Annotated in this window: 20 protein-coding genes; 11 read left to right on the top strand and 9 right to left on the bottom strand. The window is 72.3% G+C overall.

The annotated features are described in order from the left end of the window. Positions 1 to 51: 51 nt before the first annotated feature. The 3 genes from HHAL_RS04780 to gshB are packed head-to-tail and all read right to left on the bottom strand — an operon-like array spanning position 52 to position 2,905. Positions 52 to 918, bottom strand: a complete 867-nt coding sequence (locus tag HHAL_RS04780) for an energy transducer TonB (protein ID WP_011813736.1) — start codon at positions 916 to 918, stop codon at positions 52 to 54. Then, positions 915 to 1,964: an FAD:protein FMN transferase gene (locus tag HHAL_RS04775; protein ID WP_011813735.1), complete on the bottom strand. Its 1,050-nt coding sequence runs from the start codon at positions 1,962 to 1,964 to the stop codon at positions 915 to 917. The genes HHAL_RS04780 and HHAL_RS04775 overlap by 4 nt, the downstream gene beginning before the upstream one ends. Beyond that, positions 1,961 to 2,905, bottom strand: coding sequence for a glutathione synthase (gene gshB / locus HHAL_RS04770; protein ID WP_011813734.1), 945 nt, complete (start codon positions 2,903 to 2,905; stop codon positions 1,961 to 1,963). Before gshB ends, HHAL_RS04775 begins: the two co-directional genes overlap by 4 nt. Positions 2,906 to 2,952: 47 nt before the next feature. Here gshB and HHAL_RS04765 point away from each other — a divergent pair, with 47 nt between their 5' ends. Next, entirely contained in the window at positions 2,953 to 5,457 is a 2,505-nt protein-coding gene (locus tag HHAL_RS04765; RefSeq protein ID WP_011813733.1) for a FimL-related protein, read from the top strand. Here HHAL_RS04765 and HHAL_RS04760 read toward each other — a convergent pair. Next, positions 5,454 to 6,176, bottom strand: coding sequence for a 16S rRNA (uracil(1498)-N(3))-methyltransferase (locus tag HHAL_RS04760; RefSeq protein WP_011813732.1), 723 nt, complete (start codon positions 6,174 to 6,176; stop codon positions 5,454 to 5,456). The genes HHAL_RS04765 and HHAL_RS04760 overlap by 4 nt on opposite strands. Positions 6,177 to 6,218: 42 nt before the next feature. Then, the gene (locus HHAL_RS04755) at positions 6,219 to 7,577 is read right to left on the bottom strand and encodes an adenosylmethionine--8-amino-7-oxononanoate transaminase (protein WP_011813731.1); all 1,359 of its coding nucleotides are present in this window, start codon (positions 7,575 to 7,577) and stop codon (positions 6,219 to 6,221) included. 180 nt (positions 7,578 to 7,757) lie between these two features. On the opposite strand from HHAL_RS04755, the gene HHAL_RS04750 reads away from it, so the two are divergent. The 5 genes from HHAL_RS04750 (at position 7,758) to HHAL_RS04730 (ending at position 14,777) form a co-directional block, all read left to right on the top strand. Then, complete coding sequence (locus tag HHAL_RS04750; RefSeq protein WP_011813730.1) at positions 7,758 to 8,219, top strand: hypothetical protein; 462 nt, start codon at positions 7,758 to 7,760, stop codon at positions 8,217 to 8,219. An 11-nt stretch (positions 8,220 to 8,230) separates the two neighbouring features. Further along, positions 8,231 to 9,247, top strand: coding sequence for a DUF2169 family type VI secretion system accessory protein (locus HHAL_RS04745; RefSeq protein ID WP_011813729.1), 1,017 nt, complete (start codon positions 8,231 to 8,233; stop codon positions 9,245 to 9,247). After that, the gene (locus HHAL_RS04740; protein WP_011813728.1) at positions 9,244 to 10,272 is read left to right on the top strand and encodes a hypothetical protein; all 1,029 of its coding nucleotides are present in this window, start codon (positions 9,244 to 9,246) and stop codon (positions 10,270 to 10,272) included. The genes HHAL_RS04745 and HHAL_RS04740 overlap by 4 nt, the downstream gene beginning before the upstream one ends. Continuing rightward, the gene (locus tag HHAL_RS13490; protein ID WP_011813727.1) at positions 10,269 to 13,952 is read left to right on the top strand and encodes a PAAR-like domain-containing protein; all 3,684 of its coding nucleotides are present in this window, start codon (positions 10,269 to 10,271) and stop codon (positions 13,950 to 13,952) included. Before HHAL_RS04740 ends, HHAL_RS13490 begins: the two co-directional genes overlap by 4 nt. A 276-nt stretch (positions 13,953 to 14,228) precedes the next feature. Continuing rightward, complete coding sequence (locus HHAL_RS04730; protein ID WP_144446094.1) at positions 14,229 to 14,777, top strand: hypothetical protein; 549 nt, start codon at positions 14,229 to 14,231, stop codon at positions 14,775 to 14,777. A gap of 14 nt (positions 14,778 to 14,791) precedes the next feature. Here the strand turns inward: HHAL_RS04730 and HHAL_RS04725 are convergent, their stop codons facing one another. After that, positions 14,792 to 16,066, bottom strand: a complete 1,275-nt coding sequence (locus HHAL_RS04725; RefSeq protein WP_011813725.1) for an FGGY-family carbohydrate kinase — start codon at positions 16,064 to 16,066, stop codon at positions 14,792 to 14,794. A 75-nt stretch (positions 16,067 to 16,141) separates the two neighbouring features. Here HHAL_RS04725 and HHAL_RS04720 point away from each other — a divergent pair, with 75 nt between their 5' ends. Then, positions 16,142 to 17,404 carry a M20/M25/M40 family metallo-hydrolase gene (locus HHAL_RS04720; RefSeq protein WP_011813724.1) on the top strand — a complete coding sequence of 421 codons (1,263 nt, stop codon included), beginning with the start codon at positions 16,142 to 16,144 and terminating at the stop codon, positions 17,402 to 17,404. Positions 17,405 to 17,505: 101 nt separating this feature from the next. Here the strand turns inward: HHAL_RS04720 and HHAL_RS04715 are convergent, their stop codons facing one another. Continuing rightward, on the bottom strand, positions 17,506 to 18,717 hold the full coding sequence (locus tag HHAL_RS04715; RefSeq protein WP_011813723.1) for a DEAD/DEAH box helicase: 1,212 nt from the start codon (positions 18,715 to 18,717) through the stop codon (positions 17,506 to 17,508). Positions 18,718 to 18,946: 229 nt separating this feature from the next. Here HHAL_RS04715 and HHAL_RS04710 point away from each other — a divergent pair, with 229 nt between their 5' ends. From HHAL_RS04710 to HHAL_RS04700, 3 genes are all read left to right on the top strand, one after another. Beyond that, positions 18,947 to 19,564 carry an SDR family oxidoreductase gene (locus HHAL_RS04710; RefSeq protein ID WP_011813722.1) on the top strand — a complete coding sequence of 206 codons (618 nt, stop codon included), beginning with the start codon at positions 18,947 to 18,949 and terminating at the stop codon, positions 19,562 to 19,564. A gap of 118 nt (positions 19,565 to 19,682) precedes the next feature. Further along, positions 19,683 to 20,075: a YajD family HNH nuclease gene (locus HHAL_RS04705; protein WP_011813721.1), complete on the top strand. Its 393-nt coding sequence runs from the start codon at positions 19,683 to 19,685 to the stop codon at positions 20,073 to 20,075. A 57-nt stretch (positions 20,076 to 20,132) separates the two neighbouring features. Then, on the top strand, positions 20,133 to 21,011 hold the full coding sequence (locus HHAL_RS04700) for a PfkB family carbohydrate kinase (protein WP_011813720.1): 879 nt from the start codon (positions 20,133 to 20,135) through the stop codon (positions 21,009 to 21,011). Between the two features lie 293 nt (positions 21,012 to 21,304). Here HHAL_RS04700 and HHAL_RS04695 read toward each other — a convergent pair whose 3' ends face one another. Then, positions 21,305 to 22,081 (bottom strand): SDR family oxidoreductase, encoded by a 777-nt coding sequence (locus tag HHAL_RS04695; RefSeq protein ID WP_011813719.1) that lies wholly within the window; start codon positions 22,079 to 22,081, stop codon positions 21,305 to 21,307. A gap of 32 nt (positions 22,082 to 22,113) precedes the next feature. Continuing rightward, complete coding sequence (gene metK, locus HHAL_RS04690; RefSeq protein WP_011813718.1) at positions 22,114 to 23,274, bottom strand: methionine adenosyltransferase; 1,161 nt, start codon at positions 23,272 to 23,274, stop codon at positions 22,114 to 22,116. Between the two features lie 203 nt (positions 23,275 to 23,477). Here metK and gap point away from each other — a divergent pair, with 203 nt between their 5' ends. Beyond that, positions 23,478 to 24,488 (top strand): type I glyceraldehyde-3-phosphate dehydrogenase, encoded by a 1,011-nt coding sequence (gene gap / locus HHAL_RS04685; RefSeq protein WP_011813717.1) that lies wholly within the window; start codon positions 23,478 to 23,480, stop codon positions 24,486 to 24,488. The last annotated feature ends 49 nt before the right edge of the window (positions 24,489 to 24,537 follow it).

Below are 24,537 nucleotides of genomic sequence, written 5' to 3'. Positions count from 1 at the left end.
GCGCTCCAGTATCGGCTACCGCGCACAGCGGGGACAAGGGTGGTGGACCGGTTATTGGGCGCGTACGCGCCGCCCCTCGACGAACTCCCAGGTCCGGGTGATCACCAGGCGATCCTGCCCCTCGAGGACCTCCTCCGGTATATCCGGATACGGGGCGCCGAGTCGCACGATGCGCACCGCCGCCTCGTCAAGCAGGCGGTGGCGGGAGCGTTGGACGATGCGCACGTCCTCGAGAGAACCGTCGGGCATCAGCGTCACCTCGAGGATCAGCCGTCCCGACAGGCCGCGCTCCCGCGCCTCGCTTGGGTAGTTGAGATTGCCCACCGCTTCGACCTTGCGCGTCCACGCCTCCATGTAGGCGGCGGCCTCGTGGGAGCGGGTGCGGGCGTTGAGGAAACGTTTCGACGGTTCCCGCGGCTGGCTCAGTCGCTGCTGCAGTGCCACCGCCTCGGCTGCCGCCGCCTCGCGCCGGCTGTCGAGCAGGTCCTGGAGCGACGGCCGCTCCTCGGCCTGGGTCTCGTCGTCGGTGGGCGGGGTGGGTGTCTCGGCCTGTTCGCTCTCGATCAGTGCCTCGGCCCGCGCCTCGGGGGTGGCCGCGGGCTCGCCCGGTTCGGGGGCCTCGGTGGCCGGGGTCGGTTCACCGGCCAGCGGCGAGGGGATCTGCGCCTGCTCGGCCACCCCGCCGCCGTCCTGATCCAGGTCGGCGAGGTAGTCGGCCTCCTCCGGCGGGGTTTCGGCCTCGTCGTAGGCCAGGGTGACCTCCATCATGGAGGTCTCCGACGGGCGCTCCTCGCCCTCCCAGGTCAGGCCCACCCCCAGGATCAGCAGGGCGTGGACCACCACGGCAAGGAACAGCGCCATGCCCAGACGGTCGTCCGGTCGCACGGTAGCCTCGTTCACGGCGGGGGTCTCACTCACTCGATGTGGACCGCCTCCGGTTCACCCTGGAGCTCGACCCGCTCGGCCATGGCCTCGGTCATCCAGACGGCGCCGTCGCGGTCGACGAGCAGCGCGTAGCCGATCTCCAGCTCCTCGGCCAGGGCCTGCCAGTCGTCCGGGCCGGCGATGAACAGGGCCGTCGCCGCGGCGTCGGCGTGGACCGGGTCGTCGTGGATGACGGTCATCGAACGGCTGCCCATCGCCGGGTAACCGGTGGTCGGATCGAGGATATGGTGGTAGCGGCGGTCCTCGTGGGTGAAGGTGCGCTCGTAGTCCCCGGAGGTGAAGACGGTCTCGTCGGCGTGGGCCTCGACGGCGGCCAGCACCGTGCCGGCGCGCGGGTCGCGCACGCCCATCCGCCAGGGGCGGTCGTCCGGAGCCCCCAGGGCCACCAGGTCGCCGCCGAGGCTGATCAGCGCCGTGCGCACCCCGTGCTCGCGCAGGGCGGCGACGGCGCGCTCGCCGGCAAAGCCCTTGCCGATGCCGCCGAGGTCGATGCGCACCCCGTCGTTGCTGCTGGTGACGCGGCGCTCGGCATCCCAGCTCAGGTCGGCGATGCGCGGGGCCCGCTCCACCCACGCCTCGATCTCTTCGGCCGGCGGCGGCTCCTCCAACGGCCCCTCCTGGGCGGAGAAGCCCCACAGCTCGGTGAGTCCGCCGATGGCCGGGCTGAAGCGCCCGCCGGTGCGCGCCTCCATCTCGCGGGCGCGCTCCAGGATAGCGATCAGTTCCTCGCTGACCTGCATGCCCTCGCCGGCGGCCAGCCGCTCGTTGAGCGGTCCGAGTTCCGTGCCACGGGTCGGCTCCCAGGCCTCGCTGATGGCATCGATCTCCTGGCGGGCCGCCTTGGCGGCCGTCTCGGCGTCGCCGCTGCCGGCATCGAGGATGTGGATCTCCACCTCCGTGCCCAGCGAGATGAACTGCAGCCGGGTCGAATCCGGCTCGGCGGTGCAGCCGGTCAGCCCCAGGGCGGTGGCCAGGGCGGCCAGGGCCAGGGCGCGGGTGGTGGATGCCAGGCACCTCATGCCGAGCCCTCCAGGTGGTCGAAGAAGGCCCCGGCGGTGTTCACGCCACACAGGGCGTCGATCTCCCGAAAGCAGGTGGGGCTGGTGACGTTGATCTCGGTGAGCCGCTCACCGATGAAGTCCAGGCCGACCAGTTCCAGGCCGCGCTCGCGCAGGGTAGGGGCCAGCTCGGCGCAGACGGCGCGCTCGCGTTCGGTGACCGGTGCCGCCTCGCCGCGGCCGCCGGCCGCCAGGTTGCCCCGGGTCTCGCCCCGCGCCGGGATGCGCGCCAGGGCGTGGGGGAAGGGCTCACCACCGAAGACCAGGACCCGCTTGTCGCCCTCGTCGATCCGCGGCAGGTATTCTTGGGCCATGGCGTAGCGCCGTCCGCCGTCGGTGAGGGTCTCCAGGACCACGCTGGTATTCGGGTCGCCGTCGGCGAGGACGAAGATCGACGCCCCGCCCATGGCGTCCAGGGGCTTGAGCACCGCCTTGCCCTGCTCGGCGATGAACCCGCGCAGCAGTGCCGGGTCGGCGGCCACCCGGGTGGCCGGGCAGAGGTGCGGCCAGTGCAGGGCGAAGAGCTTCTCGTTGGCGTCGCGCAGCGCCGCGGGCCGGTTGACCACCCGGACCCCCTGCGCCTCGGCCAGGGACAGCAGCTGCGTGGCGCTGATGTAGCCGGCGTCCACCGGAGGGTCCTCGCGCATGAGGATGGTGTCGAGCTCCGCCAGGGGCATGGCTCGCGGCTCACCCACGGTGTACCAGTCGTGCACGTCGTCGCGGACCGTCAGCGGTCGGCCGCGGCCGCAGGCGGCGCCGCCGTCGGCGTAGAGGTCTGTGGCCAGGAAGTACCAGAGCTCGTAGCCGCGGCGCTGGGCCTCGAGCAGGAGGGCCAGGGTGGAGTCCTTGCGGGGCTTGATGGCGGCGATGGGGTCCATCACCACGCCGAGTCGGGCGCTCATGGGCAGATTCACGGCAGCTGAGTGGTTTGTGGCATTGTAACCAACCCATGGATGAGCGACGAACCAAGGCCTTCGGCGTCGACCCCCGGCGCGAGCTGACCCGGCTGCTGCCCGAACTGCGCGACAGCGTCAGCGCCGCGGCGGTGCGTCTGCAGGAGGCGGGTGACGAGCCCGGCGCCCTGACCGCGCTCCACGGCGAGCTCCAGCGCCTGCACGGCGGTTTCCTGTTCGTCGGCGTACGCGAACTCGAGCACCTCAGTGCCGAGCTGCGCGGCGCCGCGGCCGACCTGGAACGGGCCTACCAGTCGCCGGACGAGGGCGGGGTGGAGGTCCAGCCGCTGCGCGCGGCCCTGATGGATGCCGTGCTGCGGCTGCCCCGGGCCATCGAGCGCATCGCCGTACGGGCCGAGGACCCGGTGGCGGAGCTGGCCAGCCTCATCGACGGGCTGCGCCGCGCCCGCGGTCAGCCGCGCTACGACAGCCTGGCGCTGCTGCGTCAGTGCGTTGACCCGAGCGCGCCCGCGGCCCACGGCGAGGTCGCCGAGACCGCCCGCACCAGCCGTCTGGCCTACCAGCGCGGGCTCCTGGAGCTGATCCGCGGCGACGAACGCCGGGCCCTCGGCCAGCTGCGCGGCGTCCTCGAGCCCCTGGAGGCGGCCCTGGGCGACAGCGCCGCCGGCAGCGCCTGCTGGAGCGCCCTGGCGGTGCTCGATCTGCTGGAGCAGGGCGAGACCCTGGATCCGGGGCAGAAGCGGGCGATTGCCGCCTACGACCGCGAGCTGCGCCGGCTGCTCGAGCACGGTGCAGTGGGCGGGCTCCCCGAATCGAGCATGGCCGAGGCGCTGCTCCAGCCGCTCACCGAGGCGCCGGGCACCGGCCGGGTGGGCCAGGTCCAGGCGGCCGCCCGGCGCTTGCCCGGGGCCACCCTGGCCATGCCGCCCCCGGCCGAGGATGAGGCCGGGGCGGCCTCGCGGGCGCTGGTGCGCAGCGACGTCGATCTGCAGGCGCTGTTCTACGCCGAGGTGGGGCCGGCGCTGTCGCAGATCGGCGCCGCCCTGCAGCGCTGGCGCGCCGGCGACCCAGAGGCGGGGCTGGCCATCCAGCGCATCCTGCACACCCTCAAGGGCGGGGCGCGCTTCGCTGGCCTCACCGAGTTCTTCGCCCACTGCCACGAACTCGAGGGCGAGGTGGCCACGGCGCTGGCGGATGGCGCTACCGCCGGGACCGCTCAGCGCCTGCGCCACGAACTGGAGCAACTGGCCGACCGGGTCGGCGTGCTGCGCCGCGAGGTCCTGGGTCACACCGCGGAGCCGGGCGCCGAGCCGGACGCTGAAGCGGCGGCCTTCGATTACGGCGAGCTGTGGGCCGACGAGGACCCGGAGCCGTCCCCTGCGGAGGATGGCTGGGAGCTGCAGACCGGATCCAGCGCCGAGGTGCTCGGCGACGCCCTGGCCGCCGAATTGGCCGCAACGGAGGACGAGGCCGCCGACGCGGACGCCGACCCGCCGGATCCCGCCACCGAGTCGGCTCCGGTCGCGGAACCGGCTCGTGACCCCGAGCCGGCGCTGGCGACCCTGGAGCCGGACATCGACGCCCTCGATCGACAGGTCCACGCCACCGCCGGCGAGTATGGCCGGCGTGTCGAGCTGGTCGTGGAGGGGGCGTCCCGCGCGCTGCCCGAGGCCTATCTGGAGGCCCTGCGGCCGGCGCTGGAGCACCTGCTGCGCAACGCCGTGCGCCACGGTATTGAACCCCCCGAGGCGCGCAGTGCCGCCGGTAAGCCGGAGGTCGGCCGAGTTGGGCTCAGCCTGCGCTACGGCCAGGACGAGGTGCTGCTGGTGGTCAGTGACGACGGCGCCGGACTCGACACCGAGGCGCTGCAGCGCCAGGTCTCCGACTACGACCCCAACGAGCCCACCGCGGCCCTCAGCGACGATGAGGCGCTGAGCCTGATCTGCCTGCCGGGGGTCTCCACGCTGGGGCCGGAGGGCGACCCGGGGGCCGGCATGGGCATGGACGAGGTCGCCGGCGTGGTCCACGAACTCGGTGGCACGCTGGAGATGCAGAGCGCCCCGGGGGCCGGCGCCCGCTTCACCCTGCGGCTGCCCATGCGCGGGGCGAAGGCCGCGGAGCAGCCCCCCGGCGAGGCCCCCGAGCGGCCTCGCATCCTGGTCCTCGACGACTCGCGCACCATGCGCCGGATCACCGGTCATCGGCTGGCGCGCCAGGGCTTCGACCCGGAGGGCGCCGCCGGCCTCGACGAGGCGCGGCGCGCCGTGGCCGAGCGCGCGCCGCGGGCGGTGCTCATCGACCTGGAGATGGAGATGCTCCAGCACGAGGAGGGGCTCGGCGTGCTCCAGCGCCTGGTGGCCGAGGCCGGGATCGCCGCCGGGGCGGTGGTCGCGGTGAGCACCCGGGCCGTCGATCAGGAGCGGCTCGCGGCCGCGGGGCTGGGCGCGGCGCGGGTGCTGCTCAAGCCCTACGACGAGGGCCAGCTTGCCGACGCCCTGGCCCAGGCGTGCGCTGCACTGGAGGGCGGCGAGCCGGGCTAGAGTTCGCCCAGGGCGAGGCCGACGGCGGCGAGGGCGACCACGGCGGCGGTCTCCGTGCGCAGGACCCGGGGGCCCACCCGCCCGCGGAGGAAACCGTGTTCGCCGGCCGCCTCCAGCTCCGTCGGGCTGAGCCCGCCCTCGGGGCCGATGAGCAGCGAGGTGGCCTGCGCCCCGGTGAGTTCGCTGAGGCGGGGGTCGGCCAGCGGGTCCAGGGTCAGGCGCAGCGGGTAATCCCGGCTGTGCCCCCAGGCCTGCGCCAACGGCACCGGCTCGGCCACCCGCGGCGGCGTGTTGCGCCCGCACTGCTCGCAGGCGGCCCGCGCCACCGCCTCCCAGTGCCGGCGGCGCTTGGCGGCGCGCTGCGGATCATTCAGCCGCACCACGGTGCGCTCGGTGAGCACCGGCACGATCTCGCTGACCCCCAGCTCGGTCGCCTTCTCCACCGCAGTGTCCATGCGTTCGCCCTTGCCTACCGCCTGCAGTAGTTGAACGGCCGCCGGCAGCTCGCGCTCAGTGGGGTCGTGGGCGCCCACGCGTACCGTTACCCGGCGCCGCTCCACCGCCACGACCTCGCTCGGGTGCTCGCCGCCCTCGCCGTTGAATAGGGTCACCGCATCGCCGGGGCGCAGGCGCAGCGCCCGGGCGTGGGCGGCGGCGTCGGCGGTGAGTTCGATCACCGCTGCGGCGCTCAGGGGCTGGGCGATGTAGAGGCGGGGCATGCCGGACTCTCTCCGTCTTGGTGCGTGATCCCTGCCGGGTGCTTAGTCCCGGGTGGCCCGGTCGACGGCCTCGGCGGCCACCTCGCCGAGCAGGGCGATCTCGTCCGGCTCGATCACGTAGGGCGGCATCCAGTAGAGCACATTGCCGATCGGGCGCATCAGCACGCCGCGCTCCAGGGCGTGGCGGTAGGCGATCAGACCGCGCCGTTCCTGCCAGGGGAAGGGCGTCTTGCGGGCCGGATCGCGCACCATCTCCATGGCCAGGATCATGCCCTGCTGGCGGACTTCGCCGATCCGCGGGTGGTCGGCCAGGGGTGCGGCGGCCTCGGCCATGCGCCGGGCGGTGTCGCGGTTGTGCGCCAGCACCTGGTCGCTTTCGAAGATCCCCAGCGTCGCCAGGGCGGCCGCGCAGGCCAGCGGGTTGCCGGTGTAGCTGTGCGAGTGCAGGAAGCCGGTCAGCCGGGTGAAGTCGTCGAAGAAGGCCTGGTAGATGGGCTCGCTGAGCAGGACCGCGGCCAGGGGTAGGTAGCCGCCGGTGATGCCCTTGGAGACACACATGAAATCCGGCGCGATGCCGGCCTGCTCGCAGGCGAATAGCGTGCCGGTGCGGCCGAATCCGGTGGCGATCTCATCGGCGATCAGGTGCACCCCGTGGCGGTCGCAGGCCTCGCGCAGGCGCTGCAGGTAGACCGGGTGGTACATGCGCATGCCGCCGGCCCCCTGGACCAGGGGCTCGAGGATGACCGCCGCCGTCTCGTGGCCGTGCTCCTGCAGCGCCGCCTCCATGTGGGCGAACATCTGCTCGGAGTGCTCCGCCCAGTCCGTGCCGGGTTCACGGTGGAAACAATCCGGCGACGGCACGGTGATCGGCTCCATGAGTAGCGGTTTGTAGGCGTCCTTGAACACCCCTACATCGCCGACGCTCAGCGCACCGATGGTGTCGCCGTGGTAGCTGTTGGAGAGGTTGATGTAGCGCGTCTTCTCCGGGTGGCCGGTGTTGCGCCAGTAGTGGTGGCTCATCTTCAGGGCCACCTCGATGCTCGACGAGCCGTTGTCGGTGAAGAAGACCCGCTCCAGCCCCGGCGGGGTCAGGTCCACCAGGCGCTCGGCCAACTCCACCGCCGGCTCGTGGGAGCAACCGGCCAGGATCACGTGCTCGAGCCGGTCGAGCTGGTTGCGGATCGCTTCGTTGATCCGCGGGTTGCAGTGGCCGAACAGGTTCACCCACCAGGAGCTGATGGCGTCCAGGTACCACTTGCCGTTGCGATCCTGGAGCCACGCACCGCGGCCGGCCTCCACCGGGATCAGGGGCAGCCCGTCGTGGTGGTCCTTCATCTGCGTGGTCGGATGGAACAGGACGTTGAGGTCGCGGCGGATCAGTTCGCTGTTGCGGTCGTTCATGGCCGGGCTCCGGGCAGTGGTGGGTCGCGGCTCGCCGGGCGGGAGTCTGCCTCGTGCCGGCGAATGGGTCCAGCGTGCCGGCGACAATCCGCGCGCCCTGTCGGGTTGACGGGACGCTGGCGAACGGTGTTCCTTAATAACAACCACCAAGGATGGTCTACCACAGGGAGCACGATCGTCATGGAAGATGATCCGGTTCTCGGCCCCGTACCCGTGGGCCTGTACGCCGCCACCGCCGTCTGCTGGGCGGAGGTTCTCACCACCAGCCGTCAGGGCCGGGCCACCCGTGTGGCCGTCGACACCCCCGAGGGGATCACCGAGTGGCCCGTGGCCGGCCACGCCCGCGAGCTCTCCGCACTCAAGCCCGGCGATCGGGTGGTGGCACTGCTCGACCCAGCCGATCAGGGGCTCTACCTGATCCACGCCCTCGCCGATGCCGATGAACCGCCCCGTGCGGGCCTGGAGCGCCGCCCCGACGGCAGCTACCTGCTGCGGGCCGAGCACGGCAGCATCCGCCTCGAGGTGGCCGGCGCCGAGTTGGAACTCGGTGCCGACGGCGCCATCCGCATCGACGGCGAGGTGGTCGAGGCCAGGGCCCGCGGCGAGCACCGCATCCGCGGGGCCCGCGTCGCCATCAACTGAGGTGCCCTGGAATGTTGCCTGTCTCGGTCCAGGGGCCGCTGGATGCGCGGGCCTGGGTGGACCTCGATGCCGCTGGGTGCCCGGGGATCGCGGTGGCGGTCAAGGCCGGCTTCCGCGGCGGCGATGCCGCCCGGCTGCGCCTCGATGACGACACGCCGGCGCTGGAGACCGCCGAACGCTACGCCGGTGATCCCGCCGCTCACGCCCCGCTCACCGCACCCGACTGCGTTCCCTTCAAGCACGGGGCCGAGTGCCTGCTCCACGGCGCGGTACAGGTCGGCCCCGGGCGGTCGCAGGCAGCGGCCTGTCTGGGGGTCGAGGACGCCGGCGGCCGGCCCCGGTTCGGCCCCAAGCGGGTGTGGGCGGTGGCCGAGCCGCCGCCGCGGGCCTCCGATCCGCCCGGTGCGCTGGAGGGGCCGGTGCCGCTCACCTACGAACTGGCCTACGGCGGACCACTCGGTGGGCCGCGGCACCGGCGTTACGCTCGCAACCCGGTGGGCCGGGGGCATCGGGCGGCGTGGTGGGGTGCCGCCGCCGGGCCGTCGCCCCGGCTGCTGTGGGACGACCACCGCGCCACCCGGCGCGGGGCGCCCGCCGGCTTCGGGCCTCTGGCGGCGGCCTGGGCGCCCCGGGCCCGGCGTTTCGGGCGCCTGGATGCCCATGCCTATCGCCAGGGCCAGCTGCGCTACCGCCGCCTGCCCCGGCCCGACGCCTGGAATGCCGCCCCGGCAGACCAGTGCCTCGACACCCCGTTGTGCGGCGACGAGCGCATCCGCCTGCAGGGGGTCCTCCCTGGGGTGGACCCGGACCACACGGTCATCTGGCAACTGCCCGGCGGCGGTCCGCAGGTCACCCTGCACCGCCCGGGGCGCGGACAGCGGGTGACGGTGCAGGCGGACACCCTGGGGATCGACGCCGACGCCGGCCGGGTGTGGCTGGTCTGGCGGGGGTGGGTGCCGGAGCCGGCGCCGGGGCCGGGCTGGGCATTGCGGGTCGATGCCGACGGGATCGGGGGCGGAGAGCGATGAACCACGCCACCACCGCCCCCGTGCTGTTCGAGCCGCTGGCCGCCTGGCACGCCGCCGGCACCGATCCCGAGGCCCTGGCCCGTGCGGTGACCGACGCCCCGCCCGTGGCACAGCCCGAGCTGCTCGGCGAGGCGCCGCAGCAGCCGATCCCAGTGCTCAGCGATCCGGCGCTGGACGGCCAGGGCTACGCCGCGCGCATGGACCGCCTGGTCGCGGACAGCGCCCCGCGGCTGAGCGAGCGCCTCACCGCCGCGCCCCCCGCGGCGGCGGTGGTGATCCCGCCGGGGCCCCATCAACCCGGGGTGCGCTGGGCGCAGCACCACTGGCTGATCGGGCAGCTGACCGATCGGGTATCGCCGCTTCGGCGGGTGGCCTGGTGGCGGCCGCAGGGGCCCGTATCGGCGGTGCAGTTGCTCCACCGGGCCGCGCAGGCGGTTGCCGAGGGTCGGCTGGCGAGCCTCCTGATCGGCGGCGTCGATCCCTGCGCGGCCCCGGCGGCCTGCGCCGATCCGCGCTTGCGCCGCCGGTGCCTCCCCGCCATCGACGGACCCCCCGCCGCGGATGGCGCCGCCTTCCTGCTGCTGCGCACCGCCCCCGCCGGGTCGGCCGGCCTGCTGCTCCAGCGCGCGGCCCTGGGCGGTCCGTCGGAGCAGCCCGCCACCTGGCAGCGACTGCTCCAGGAGACCGTGCCGGAAGCAGACGCTGCCGGCGCCCTGGTCGAGGCCCACGGGTTCGGCGCCACCCCGGCAGAGCGCCAGGCCTGGGCCAACGTCCGCCGGCTGGTGCCCGCCCTGCGGCGCACCCCGGCCGCCGCGCGCCACCTGCTGTGGCGCGGCCTAGGGTTTTCCGGCGCGGCCACACTGCCCCTGCAGCTGGTGGCAGCCGCCGGGCTGCTGCACGCCGCCGAGGGCCCGCAGCGCATCCTGCTGACCGCCGCGGGGGACGGCGTCGCCGGCGTGTTCGACCTGCGCAAGCCGGCCGAAAGCACCGTGGGGGGTGGCGCCTCCTCTGGGGGTGCCGCGTGACCCGGCCCACGGTAACCGCCAATGGCCGCACCCTGGTGCACGCTGGCTCCGGGGGCGAGTTGCTGACCACCGACGTCTGCCGCACCACCGTCGGCAGCTCGACGGTGTCGATCCCGTACCTCAATGTGGCCGAGTCGCGGGACGCCGCGGAGACCGCCCGAACTGTCTTCGTCGAGGGGCACCCGGTCTGCACCGAGGCCTCGCAGTTCGCCCGCTCCCGGGGCGACGAGGGGGGTGATCAGGGCGGGACCGTTTCCGGCACCATCACCGGTCCGGCGACCTTCCTGCCCGGCAGCGGCTCGCCGGACGTCTTCGTCGAGGGCGTGCCGGTGGCTCGAGCCCTCGACGCCATGGTGGCCAACCACGAGAACACCCCGCCGGCCCCGCTGCTCCAGGAGCAGCTCCCGCCCACCACCCTGACCGGCGGCGATCCGCCGCCGGACGCCGAGCCACGACCGCGGACGCGGATCGACATCGGTGGCGGGCCGCAGGCCCCGCTCCCCGGCGAGGTGGTGGTCGAGCCGGCGTCGGGCGGCTGGCACCGCAGCCGGGCCCTACGCTGGAGCCACCACGACGGCGAGCGGTGGGGAGCCGCCATCGAAGAGCTCCCCGAAGGGACCGAAGCGCTGCAACTGAGCCTGATCGACGCCGACCGGCGTCACCACCTCTGCAAGGTCCCGCTCACCCGCGGGGCCGAACAGCCGGCGTGGCTGCCGGGGGAGGAGCCCGAGGTCTCCCCGCCGACGGTCCTGATCCCGACGCTGGTGCGCTTCGCCCGGGACGCCGAGCTCCGCCACCGCGACGCCGGCTTCGGCTTCGGGGGGTGGCTCTACCTGTTCCGTCGGGAGGGGGATCGGCGCTACCTGTGGCGTGAGTGCTATGTCCACCCGCGTGGCCGCCTCCACGAGGTCAACCTGGCCTACGAGCACGGCGACCTGCGCCGGCCCACCGGTGATGGGCGGCCGATGCTGCTCCTGCCGCTGCGCATCGGCGGCGAGCCGGTGGTCCTGGAGGGGCTGTTTTCTGCCGTCCAGCTCCCCTGGGCGCGCATCGCCGCCGCCGGCGGGCTGGCCCCCGACGATCCCCGGGCCGGGGTACACGGTGAACCGGACGGCGCCGCCGAGCCACCCCCCGAGGCGCGCTTCTTCCCCATTGAGCTAACCGAAGACCCCGACACCGGGCCCGGGGCGGCCGGCCGCCTCGGGGGGAGTGGCGCCTTCCGCGACGCGGTGGCGGAAGAAGGCGAATCCGAGCCGGTCCGCGAGGATCTCGCCCCCTACGCCGAGGACGGTCTGGCATTGCTCTACCTCGACGACCCCCTGGGCGAGGCGCGCGGGTTGGCCCATGAGCAGGCGGCGCTGGCGGATCGACTCGAGACGCTGGTCGCCGGGCTGCAGACCGGCACCAATCCGGAGCGAAGCACCGTCGGCGAAGGGGAGGGCGATCCGCAGCAGCCCGACGAGCAATGGCTGGCGGCGGCCGAATCCCTCCACGCCGTGGCGGCGGGCACCTTTCGTCTGGCCTTCGTCGAGGAGCGCCTGGGGCCCGGCGAGCAACCGCCCGACCGCGAGCTGCTCGAGCGCCTGCTCGGTGTCGCCGAACGCAGCGAGATCCGCGCCGAGATTCGCCGGGTGCGCCGCAAGCGCTTGGCGCTGCTCAGTAGCCAACGTTACGCCGATGCCTTGGCCGACTACGCCGGCAACACCCCGCGCCGGGTCTTCGAGGGACTCGCCGCCCTGGGCGCGCACTTCCGGGAGCTGGCCGTGCCGGCGGACACCGCCGACGGTTACATCGGCGACATCCCCGCGGCCGAGGGCGAGGCGGAGGCCGCAGAACTGGATCAGGCCCGCGCGCTGCTGCGCACCGTCCTGGAGGCCGAGGGTGATCCCTCCGGGCTGGCCCGGGTCGCCGCCCGGTTGTTGGCGGCCGAGCCGCTGACCCTGGGCGCCGGGGCGCGGGGCGGCGGCTTGCCCCGGCCGCGCCGGGAGCTGGAGCTGCAGCTGGCGGCGGCGCCGCGGCGTCTCCAGGCAGTGGAGCGTTGCTGCGACCTGGCCGAGCAGCGCCGTGCGGTGACCGCCGAGGACGCGGCGGAGGTCCTGTACGTGTTGCTGTCGACCTTCGCCGAGTCGGTGAGCTATCAGGGCGACGCCCTCGAGCACGTCATGCGCATCACCTGCCGCTTCCAGGAGCTGCCCGGTCTGGCCCTGCTGGCGGGGTTGGAGGTGACCACGGTCAGCTACCCGGCGCCGGACTTCGACGGCGTCCCGCTGGCCGAAATCCAGCGCCGCGCCGGAGCGCCTACGGGAGGCGAGGCGCGCACCCTGCGGATCGAGCACCAGGGCTACGAGCGGCGCTTCCGCATCCTCGCCGCCGGCAGCGACGACTACCACGCCGCCGTGGCCGATGCCGGCCGCGGCCCGGTGCAGGTCCTCGGCAGCCCCCTCACCGCCGAGCTGCGCATCGAGGACGAGATCCGTGTCCGCGAACTGCGTTCCACCCGCCTGCCGGAGGGTCGCCTGGCCGACCTGGCCGAGCGCCTCTCCACCAGCTCCGGCGGCCACGCACTGCGCAGCGTCTTCGGCGCCTTGGAGCTCATCAACCTCAACCAGGCGGTACGCCAGACCCGTACCGAGGCCTGGTACCACATCGCCAGCGCCGTCGCCTCCTCCCTGACCCTGGCGGAGCTGCTCGCCCAGACCCGGCTCGCCTATCTGAAGCCACGGATTCCGGTGGGGGATCCGAGGTATGGGCGTATCGAGCGGTTGGGATTACGGGCGCAAGTGCTTGGTGGTGCAGCCGCTTTCGCAAGCGCGATCTATGCCGCGGGCCGCGGCTACAGTCGATCCTCACGTGGTGATGAGGTAGCCAGCCGGACGTGGTTCGTGGCGGGGTTAGCTTACCTGGGTGCGGGTGGCTTCTGGCTTGCGGGTAGCGGAGGTGTTGGTCTGTCGTTTCTCTTGGTAGCCGTCGGTGCGTCGGCTATAGCGGGCTATGTTTCAGATACTTCGTTTGCCGATTTCTGTCGCAATGGCCCCTTTACCCCAACAGCCCGGGAGCGGCTGGGTGGCTCGGACCGGGATTCGGGGTGGGCCTGGGTGGCCCGGGCGGTGGAGGTGGGGCCACCGGTGCAACGGCCCGCCGAGACCGGGAGCTGGGACGACTGGCCGGCGGTGGCCGCCTGGTGGCAGCGCGTCCTGCACCGCCCGCCGCTGCGGGTGGCCGCCGAGTACAGCCAGCAGCTGGGCGGCCGGGGCGCCCTGCGCCAGGTCCGCCTGACCCTGGCGGGGGTGGCGTGGCGGCGGGACCGCCTGGAGTGTCGGGTGCTGCTCTGCCCGGAGGACGGTGCCTGCCAGGAGGTGACCCCGCTGCCTCCAGCGTTCATCAAGGCGGCGCCGGGGGAGGGCTCCGACGCCCTCACGGTAACCCTCGCCTGGGACGCCCTGCCGACGGCCCCGGGGTGGCGCGGCGAGCTCTGCTTCCTCATCCGGCAGCGGGCGGTAGCCGGCGCCGGTGACGACGCCCTGCCGGAGCCCGAGGCCGACGGCACGCCCCGCTACTGGGTGGCCCGGGTGCCCGTGCCCGCCTGGCAGGGTCGGGCCAAGGCGGCGGTGGCGCCCCGTGCGCTGACCGTGGACGAGGTGCTCAGGGAAGAGGCGGCCGGGAGCCGGTCGCAGGGGTGACAGGGAGGTCCGGAGATGGCGTGGACATTCTACCGCCCGCCGTTCATCAGCCGCTGGGTGGCCCGTCGCTCCGCAGGTAAGCGTTGGTTGGTAAAGGATTCAGAAAGGCTCCCTCCTTTCCCGGTGCTCGATGATGACGGGACGGAGAGGGAGTTAGGGATCTTGGCTGATGATGAGTACATCCAGCGTCCCTGTAGATGCGACGAGCTAGCGCAGGCATTAATTCCTCTCTTTTTTAGCGGGGCTTTCTTGGCGGGATCCATTGTCTTCGGAGTAATGGCAGTAGTGTTCGCTGTGGAGGATTTTCCAGCCTGGTATTTCTCGGTCATGGTTTTCGCTGCCATGTTCTCGGCAGGGCTGGCTGCGCTAACGGCTTTTTCTTTATGGATCTCCCTGCGCCAGCTGCGCAGCTATATCCGCATGCGCCGCGGCAAGCGGCCACCGCACACGGTGACCTTCGACCGTCGCAAGCAGACCGTCTCCCTCCCGCCGGTGGGCGAAGGGGACTACATCGAGGTGCCCTGGCGGGAGCTGGAGGTGATCCCCGAGTACAGCCCAGGGTCCTACGGGGGACACTTCGGCGGTATCAGCGCCCTTCGCCCGGACAACCACCTCAGCGTACCCCTGGGGCGGATGCAGGAGGAGTGGGATTTCTACTGCTGGTACATGGATCCGCGCAAGCCGCTGCCGCCGGGGCGGGTGTTCGACCCCTACCGCCAGCGGGACGATGAGCGCCGTGCCCGCGAGTACGGCCCGGAGGTGCTGCACCGCTACCCAAGCGCCCTAACCGACGGCACCCTCAACGGCCTGACCTTTTGGCGCTAATGGGCGTGCCAGGGCTACGCGGTCATCAGTCCGCCGGCCAGCCGTGCCGTGCCCACAGCGGCTTCCGACTCCTCGGCCGGCACCACGGGGACGCCCAGGTAGCGGCTGCGGATGCGGGTCCAGGCCGGGTTGGCAGCGCCGCCGCCCACCGTGAGGACGCGCTCCAGCGCGGGCGCGCCCAGCTCCTGCAGGCGGCGGTAGCCCTCGGCCTCGACGGCGGCGACACCCTCCATCAGTCCCTGGAGGAAACGGCCCGGATCCTCCGGGCGGGGTTCCAGTCGCGGCTGCAGCTGCGGGTCGGCGTAGGGGAAGCGTTCCCCGGCGGTGGGTAGGGGGTAGTAGTCGAGCCCGGTGTCGCGATCCGGGTCAAGGGCGGCGCTCAGGCGCTCGAGCTCCACCTCGGTGAAGTAGCGCGCCAGGATGCCGGCGCCGCAGTTCGAGGCGCCGCCGGCCAGGAAGCGCTCGCCCAGGCGGTGGCTGTAAACCCCGTATCCCGGGGCAAAAACCGCCTGCGGGCAGACCTGTTTCAGGGCGAGGGTGGTGCCTAGGGAGGTGACGGCGTCCCCCTCGCTGCGGGCCCCGGTGGCCAGGAAGCCGGCGATGGAGTCGGTGGTGCCCGCGATCATCCGGCAGTCGTCGCGCAGGTGGGTGGCCCGGGCCACCTCGGCGCGCACCGTGCCAATCTCGGTCCCCGGGGCGAAGGCGGCGGGCAGGCACTCCGTCGGTAGCGGTACCTCCTGCAGCCAGTCCGGCCAGCGCCGCGCCACCGGGTCGTAGCCCAGCTTCAGGGCGTTGTTCTCGTCGGTGCAGTCGAATCGGCCGCACAGCCGTCCGGCGATCCAGTCGGCCTGGCTGAGCAGCTGACAGGGGCCGCGCAGCCCGTACAGGGCGGCCAGGTGCAGGGCGCGCGCCAGGCCGGAGCTGTTGCCGTGGGCGCCGCTCTCAGCCGGGGCCTGGCCGGCGATGACCGCCGCCCAGGTGCCGGCGGCGGGCTCATCGTAGCGCATGGCCCGGGTGAGCGGGGTGCCGTCGGCGGCCGCCCACAGCACCGTGCCCGAGGTCCCATCCACGGCCACCCGGCCCACCGGGCGCCGCGCCTCAGCGACGGCGCGGGCCAGGGCGGACCGGGCGACCACCCACCACGTCTCCGGGTCGGCGGGCATGCTCGCCTCCGGCCACTCGACCCGGGCGCGGGCGAGGACGCCCCCCTGGGGGTCAACGACGGCCGCCTTGCACCCGGAGGTGCCCACGTCGAGTCCGGCGCTGGCGTATCTGCGGTTCGATGCCACGGCTTGAGCTGCGCTATGGTGTGAGCGTAGCGACCAGTATCCCGCAATCCGATAGCCACACGCGAGAGGAGGCCCATGACCCAATCCAGCAAGCCGTGGACCCAGTCCATGCCCGAGGAGCAGTTCGAGCGCATGCGCGAGGTCCTCGCCGCGCCCAGCCCGGTCGGCCTCGAAGGGGCCATGACCTACGGGGTGCTCAAGCCGTACTTCGAATCCTTCGCGCCCGCCGAGTGGCGCGTCCACCAGTTCCAGGGGCACGCCGGCATCGTCCTCGACACCCATCCGGGCCGGGACGATCTATTCAAGGTGATGGTGGTCGGCCACGCCGACAAGATCCGCATGCAGGTGCGCAGCATCGGCGACGACGGCAAGGTCTGGATCGACAGCGACTCCTTCCTGCCCGGCACCCTGATCGGCCACGAGGTCACCCTGTTCAGCGAGGCCCCGGAGAACCCCGGCGCCTACCGGCGCATTGAGGGCGGCACCGTCGAGGCTCTGGGCGCCATCCACTTCGCCGACGAGGAGACGCGCACCGGGCGTAAGGGGGTCAGGAAGGAGCAGCTCTACCTGGAGCTTCACATCCACGGCGAGAACAAGAAGAAGCAGGTCGAGGACCTCGGCGTCCGCCCCGGCGACCCGATCCTCCTCAACCGGCCCATCCGCCGGGGCTTCAGCCCGGACACCTTCTACGGGGCCTATCTGGACAACGGCCTGGGGTGCTTCACCACCGCCGAGGCGGCGCGCCAGATCGCCGAGGCCGGCGGCGCCCGCAACGTGCGCATGCTCTTCGCCATCGCCAGCTACGAGGAGATCGGCCGCTTCGGCAGTCGCGTGCTGGCCAGTGAGCTGCGCCCCGATGCGCTGATTGCCGTGGACGTGGACCAGGACTACGTCGCCGCCCCGGGGGTCTCGGACAAGCGCTTCCAGCCCCTGACCATGGGTGCCGGCGTCACCTACACCGTTGGCGCGGTGGCCAGCGATCAGCTCAACGCGGTGATCCAGCGGGTGGCGACCGAGCAGGACATCCCGGTGCAGCGCGACGTCAGCGGCCGCGACACCGGCACCGACGGCATGGCCGGGGTGCTCGGCAACGTGGATTGCACCGCCGCCTCGCTGGGGATCCCGGTGCGCAACATGCACACCATCTCCGAGAGCGGCCACACCGGGGACGTCCTGGCGGCCATCCACCTGGTCACCGGGACCCTGCAGGCCCTCGATGCCCAGGACGACGGCAGTGGCCGACTGCGCGAGACCTTCCGCCAGGGGCATCCACGCCTGGATCAGGCGGCCGGGCTCAGCCACCCGGGCCCGAAGGCCAAGAACGGCGAGGCGAAGTAATACCCGTACCGGGCTCCGGGCCAAGAAAAAGGGGGGTGCCGCCGCGGCGACACCCCCCTCTTCTGGCCCGGCGCTGGGCCGGGCCGTTGGTGTTGCAGGCCTTAGGCCGCGCGACCGGGCCGCCCGCCCTGACCGCGGCGCGGGTTATTGCGCCGCGTGGGGGCGCTACCCCCCCGCCGGACCGGCTCGAAGCCCTGAGCGATCTGCGCCGGGATCTCCCGCTTGACCAGCCGCTGGATGGCCTTGAACTGGCCCCGCTCCTCACCGCCGACCAGCGACCACGCCTCGCCGCTGTCCCCGCCGCGGCCGGTGCGGCCGATGCGGTGGATGTAGTCCTCGGGGTTGTTCGGCAGGTCGTAGTTGACCACGTGGGGCAGACCGGCGATGTCCAGGCCGCGGGCCGCCACGTCGGTGGCCACCAGGGCGCGGACCGACTTGCGCTTGAACGCCGCCAGCGCCCGGCCGCGCTGGCCCTGGCTCTTGTCGCCGTGGATCGATTGCGAGCGGATGCCCTCGCGCTCGAGCTGTTCGGCCAGGCGGTCGGCGCCCCGCTTGGTGCGGGTGAAGACCAGCACCTGGCGCCAGTCGCCGTCGTTGATCAGTTGGGTGAGCAGCTCGCGCTTGCGCCCGGCGTCGACGAAGTACGCCCCCTGTTCCACCGCCTCGGCAGCGGCATTGGCGGTGCCGGCCTCGATGACCGTCGGCTCGTTCAGGAAGCGGCGCGCCAGGCCGCCGACAGCGCCGGAGAAGGTGGCCGAGAAGAGCAGCGTCTGCCGCTGGTTCGGCACCGACTTGAGGATCCGCTCGATGGCCGGCTTGAAGCCCATGTCGAGCATGCGGTCGGCCTCATCGAGGATCAGCATGTCCACATGGCGGAGGTCGACGTTGCCCCGGTCCAGATGGTCGATCAGCCGGCCCGGCGTGGCTACGACAATGTCGACGCCGCGGCGCAGGGCGGCGGTCTGTTTGCCCATGGGGGCACCGCCGTAGATCTCCGTAGAGCGCAGCGGCAGGTGACGCCCGTAGGTGGCCACGCTCTCGCTGACCTGGGCCGCCAGCTCGCGGGTGGGGGTCAGCACCAGGGCGCGGATGCGTCGCTGGCCCTGCTGCGGGGCGGTGTCGCTCAGGCGCTGGAGCAGCGGCAGGGTGAATGCCGCGGTCTTGCCGGTGCCGGTCTGGGCGCTGGCCATGACGTCGCCGCCGCCTAGAACCGCCGGGATGGCCTGGGCCTGGATGGCGGTGGGTTGGTCGTAGCCCTGCTGGGCAACGGCGCGGAGCAGTTCTTGGGAAAGGCCGATATTCTCAAAGGTCATAGAGACACTCCTGGATCAGGACACGCCAAGGCGCCGACGCGAGCGCCGGTAGTGAGAGGAACATCGAGGAAAGGCCTTGGCGGATCGATCCACGACCGGTTCGAGGGTACCGAGCCGGGATCGCGCAGGAGCGTCGGGCGGTAACCTGGGGCGCCAAATTTTGGGGGCGCCTCTGCAAACACGGGTGGACTGTAGCACACTCAACTTCCCAAGGGGAGGAAAATCATCTATGAAAATTGCGGTGTTTGGTGGGACCCGCGGCGTCGGGGCCGAGGTGGTGCGCCAGGCCCTGGGGCGCGGATGGCGGTGCCGGGTGCTGGCGCGCAGCGCCGATCGGGTGCCGGAGCTGCCCGGGGTCGAGGTGGTGGTCGGCGACGTGCTCGATCCCGAGGCCGTGGGCCGGGCCCTCTACGACTGCGATGGCGCGGTCATCGCCCTGGGGCAGACCCGTCGCAACCCGCCGCGGTTGTGCAGTGAGGGCACCCGGGTGATCGTCGAGGCCATGCAGCAGCAGGGCGTCCCGCGGGTGGTGGCGGTCTCGGCCATGGGGGTGGGGGACAGCTACGCCCAGGTGTCGGTGGTCTTCCGGCTGCTGATCCGCACCCTGATGAAGGGTCTGATGACGGATAAGGAGCGCCTCGAGCAGGTCCTGGCTGCCAGCGATCGCGACTGGGTGGTGGTGCGCCCCGGGCGGCTGACCAACCGACCGGGGCGGGGCGAGTGGCGCGCCGGCACGGATCACGACACCGGCGCCGGGTCGGTCAGCCGGGCCGATGTGGCGACGTTCCTGCTCGAGCAGCTGGGCGACGACCGTTACCTGCGTCAGGCGCCGTACATCACCGGGTGAGGACCGGTGCCAGCGCCTGGGTCGACCGGTGGTGCTGTGGCGCCGTGGTCACGCCGGCGGCGGCTGGCTACTATGGGCGGTGTATGAGGTCCATCGAGCCGGATCAGGGAGGTCAGCCATGGGGCAGCCCGACGGGAAACGCCTGGACGCCATTGTCGCCCGCGCCCAGCAGGAGCGCGCGCAGCGCGAACACGGCTACCGGGAGAAGGCACTGAAGCGCTTCCCCTGGGTGTGCGGGCGGTGTGGGCGCGAATTCGATCGGCGCAACGTCCGCGAACTCACGGTCCACCACATCGACCACAACCACGACCACAACCCCGAGGACGGCAGCAACTGGGAGCTGCTCTGCCTCTACTGCCACGATCACGAGCACCAGCGCGAGATCGGCCCGGCCACCGGTCCCGAGCAGCCGCGCCGCAAGGGCCGCGGGGCCGCCCCCCAGTCGACGCACTCGCCCTTCGCGGGGCTCGGCGACCTGCTCGGGCGGGATCCGGAGCAGGGCAGCGACTGACCCCGGCGACGCCGCAGTTGCTCCTGCTCCAAAGCAGCCAGCGGAAGGAGCCGAACCATGCCGTCGATCCTGGCCGTAGGGGTGGCCACCCTCGATATCATCAACACCACCGAGCAGTACCCGGCTGAAGACGACGAGGTGCGGGCCATCGCGCAGCGGGTGGCCCGGGGCGGCAATGCCGCCAACACCCTGGATGTGCTGGCGCAGCTCGGTCACCACGGTCGCTGGCTGGGGGTGCTGGCCGACGACCCGGACGCCGGGCGCATCGCTGCGGCGCTGGCCGAGCGGGGTATCGACCACGGCCATGCACCGGTGCACCCCGGAGGGCGCTCACCGGTCTCGTACATCACGGTCAGCCGCGCCACCGGCTCGCGGACCATCGTCCACCACCGCGATCTGCCCGAACTCACTGCGGCGGATTTCGCTGCGGTGCCGCTGGGGGGAGTCGACTGGCTCCACTTCGAGGGGCGCAACGTGTCGAATACCCGGGCCATGATCCGCGACGCCCGACACCGGGCCCCCGGAGTACCGATCTCGGTGGAGATCGAGAAGCCGCGGGCGGAGATCCATACCCTGGCCGAGGTGGCCGATGTGGTGATCTACGCCCGTGCCTTTGCGTTGGCCACCGGTGCGGCCGATCCTCGGGCCTTCCTGGCTGCGGCGCCCGGCAGCAGTCTGACCTTCTGCGCCTGGGGGGCGGACGGCGGTTGGCTGCGGCACACCGACGGGACCCTCCACCACCAGCCGGCCTGGCCGCCGGCGCGGGTGGTGGACGCGGTGGGCGCCGGCGATTGCTTCAACGCCGGGGTCATCGACGCCCTCAGCCGCGGTGAGGCGGCGGAGCCGGCGCTGCGCTGGGCCAATCGCCTGGCCGGGGCCAAGTGTGGGCAGGAGGGGTTCGCCGGGCTGGCCCAGGCGGTCACGGGGGCCGGTTGATAGCCCGCGGTGGGCGGCCGCGGTGCCACTGCCCTGCGGTTGGGAGGGGGCGGTCCCCGGGGGTCCCTTCTGGACGCGCCGAGCAGCGCAGCCCCGGCGGGGGTTCAGCGCGAACCTTTGCCGGTTCGCGCTGATCAGCGAGGTTTTGTCCGAGCGGCGCGCAGCGCCGCGAGTTAAGCGAGCGGCCCCGCCGGGGTGAGCCGCGCAGGGGACCCCGCCGTCAGGCGGGGCGCGTACAGCGGACCCCCGGGGACCGCCCCCTCCCAACCGCAGGGTAGCCGCACCGCGCGCCCTCACCAGGGGATCGGCTGCCCATCCCAGGCGAAGAAGCCCCCGCTGTCCTCCGGGGCAAGGTCGTCGATCACCGCCAGCAGCTGGCGCACCGTCCGCTCCGGCGCAAACAACTGCTCCGCCGGCACCCAGGCCTGGAACGGCGCCGAGAGGTCCGTATCCGTGGTCCCCGGGTGCAGCGATACGCACGTCACCGCCGGCGCCCGTCGGCGCAGCTCCACGGCCAGGGTGCGGATCAACTGATTCAGCGCCGCCTTCGACCCCCGGTAGGCGTACCACCCTCCCTTGCGATTGTCGCCAATCGACCCCACCCGTGCTGAGATCGCCGCGAAGACCGCCGGATCGCCGTGCTCGAGCCGTGGCAGGAAGTGGCGCGCCACCAGCAGCGGGCCAGCGGCGTTGACCTGGAACAGCGCCGCCAGGGCCTCCGGCGAGACATCCTCCAGGCGCTTTTCCGGACGGATCCGCCGCGCTCGGTCGTGCAACAGCCCGGCAGCATTCACCACCAGGTGCAGCCGCCCCTCGGCGGCCTGGACCTCCGCCGCCGCAGCGCGCACGGTGGCCTCGTCGGTGACGTCCAGGGTCAGCAGCCGCAGCCGGTCCGGGTGGGCGCCCGCCAGCGCCTGCAGCGCCTCCGCCTGGTCGGGGTTTCGACACGACGCCCAGACCCGGCCGATGTGCGGCTGCGCCAGGCACTGCTCGACCCCGTTCAGCCCGATGCCGCGGCTCGCCCCCTGGATCAGGACCTCGCCCCCTGCCGGGATCCAGTTCAACGCCATGCTCGCCCTCCTGCTCGAGGTGTTCGTGTGCGCTAGCCCCCGGCGTCCGCCGCCAGGGCCTCGGCGCGGTCGGTGCGCTCCCAGGTGAAGGTCTCCCCGTCGCGGCCAAAGTGCCCGTGGGCGGCGGTGGACTGATAGATCGGCCGCAGCAGGTTCAGATCGCGGATGATGGCGTAGGGGCGCAGATCAAAGTGGCGGCGGACCAGCTCCGTCAGCCGCTCCCGGGGCAGGGTCCCGGTGCCGAAAGTCTCCACCGAGATCGAGACCGGCTCGGCGACGCCGATGGCGTAGGCCACCTGAACCTCGCAGCGGCGTGCCAGGCCAGCCGCCACCAGATTCTTGGCCACGTAGCGGCAGGCGTAGGCCGCCGAGCGGTCCACCTTGGAAGGGTCCTTGCCCGAGAAGCAGCCGCCGCCCACCCGGGCGATGCCGCCGTAGGTGTCGACCACCACCTTGCGCCCGGTCAGCCCGGCATCGCCTAGCGGCCCGCCGGTGACGAAGCGCCCGGTGGGGTTGATGTAGAAGCGGGTCTGGTCGTCCAGCCAGGCCGCCGGCAGGGTGGGCCGCAGGATCTCCTCGATGACCGCCTCGCGCACCGTCTCCAGGTCGGCTGCCTCACCGTGTTGCGTGGACAGCACCACCGCGTCGATGGCCACCGGCTCGCCGTCGGCGTAGCGACAGGTGACCTGGCACTTGGCATCCGGGCGCAGCCACGGCAAGCTCCCGGCGCGGCGCAGCCGGGCGTGGCGCTCCATCAGCCGGTGGGCGTAGTGGACCGGAGCCGGCATCAGCGCTGGGGTGTCGTCGCAGGCATAGCCGAACATCAGGCCCTGATCCCCGGCGCCCTGGGCCTCGGGATCGCCCTGGTCGACCCCCCGGGCGATGTCCGGGGACTGCTGCCCCAGGGCCTGGAGTACGGCGCAGGTGTCGGCATCGAAGCCCAGGTGCGATCCGCTGTAGCCCAGATCGCGCACCGCGTCGCGGACCACCCGCTCGAAGTCGATGTGCGCCGAGGTGGTCAGCTCGCCGAAGAGCAGCACCATGCCGGTCTTGACGGCCGTCTCGCAGGCCACGCGGGCGTGGCGGTCGGCGGCGAGGGCGGCATCGACCACGGCGTCGGAGATGCGGTCGGCCATCTTGTCGGGATGGGCCTCCGAGACGGATTCCGAGGTGAAAAGGTAGTGATCATCCATGGCAAGCCCCTGACAAATCAGCTATCGCACCAGCTAATTACCGGCATCCTCAATCTTGATGGCCCGTATCCCCGCAGCGCGGACGGATCGGTTACACTGCCGCGGTCGCCGTTTCGACGCAACGGAAGCGGTGCAGGGCGTCGGGGGCGCCGTCGAGTACCGCAGCAGATTCAAGATGAAAGCGTAATGAGGGAGGAGGATCCATGACCATCAACGTAGCGATCAACGGTTACGGGCGTATCGGCCGCAATGTCCTGCGCGCGCTCTACGAGAGTGGCCGCACCGACGAGATCCGCATCGTCGCCATCAACGACCTCGGCGATGCCGAGACCAACGCCCATCTGACCCGCTACGACACGGCCCACGGCCGCTTCCCCGGCGATGTGCAGGTGGAGGGCGGCGACCTGGTGGTCAACGGTGACCGCATCAAGGTCTGCGCCGAGCGCAACCCCGCCGATCTGCCGTGGAAAGATCTCGGGGTCGATGTCGTCATGGAGTGCACCGGGCTGTTCACCACCAAGGAGAAGGCCAGCGCCCACATCCAGGCCGGCGCCAAGAAGGTCGTGATCTCCGCCCCCGGCGGCAAGGACGTCGACGGCACCTTCGTCTACGGCGTCAACCACCAGCAGATGACCTCGGGGCTCGAGGTGGTCTCCAACGCCTCCTGCACCACCAACTGCCTGGCACCCATGGTCAAGGCCATCCAGGACAAGATCGGGCTCGAGGGCGGACTGATGACCACGGTCCACGCCTATACCAACGACCAGGTCCTGACCGACGTCTATCATAGCGACCTGCGCCGCGCTCGCAGTGCCACCCATTCCCAGATCCCGACCAAGACCGGTGCCGCTGCCGCGGTGGGCCTGGTACTGCCGGAGCTCAACGGCAAGCTCGACGGCTTCGCCATCCGCGTGCCGACGATCAACGTCTCGCTGGTGGATCTCACCTTCACCGCGTCCCGGGACACCAGCGTCGAAGAGGTCAATGAGGTGGTGAAGGCCGCGGCCCAGGGTGAGTTGGCCGGTGTGCTCGCCTACAACGAGGACCCGCTGGTCTCCATCGACTTCAACCACAACCCGTCGTCGAGCATCTTCGATGCCACCCTCACCCGCGCCATGGGCAGCCGCCTGATCAAGGCCTGCGCCTGGTACGACAACGAGTGGGGCTTCTCCAACCGCATGCTCGACACCACCGTGGCGCTGATGCGCGCCTGACGCGCATCGGTTCGCGCCCACGGCGTGACGGCCGCCCCATCCGGTGTCA

Source organism: Halorhodospira halophila SL1 (assembly GCF_000015585.1).
GTDB lineage: Bacteria > Pseudomonadota > Gammaproteobacteria > Nitrococcales > Halorhodospiraceae > Halorhodospira > Halorhodospira halophila.
Note: the sequence above shows the minus strand (reverse complement) of the source record. Positions and strands in the feature narration are given on the sequence as shown.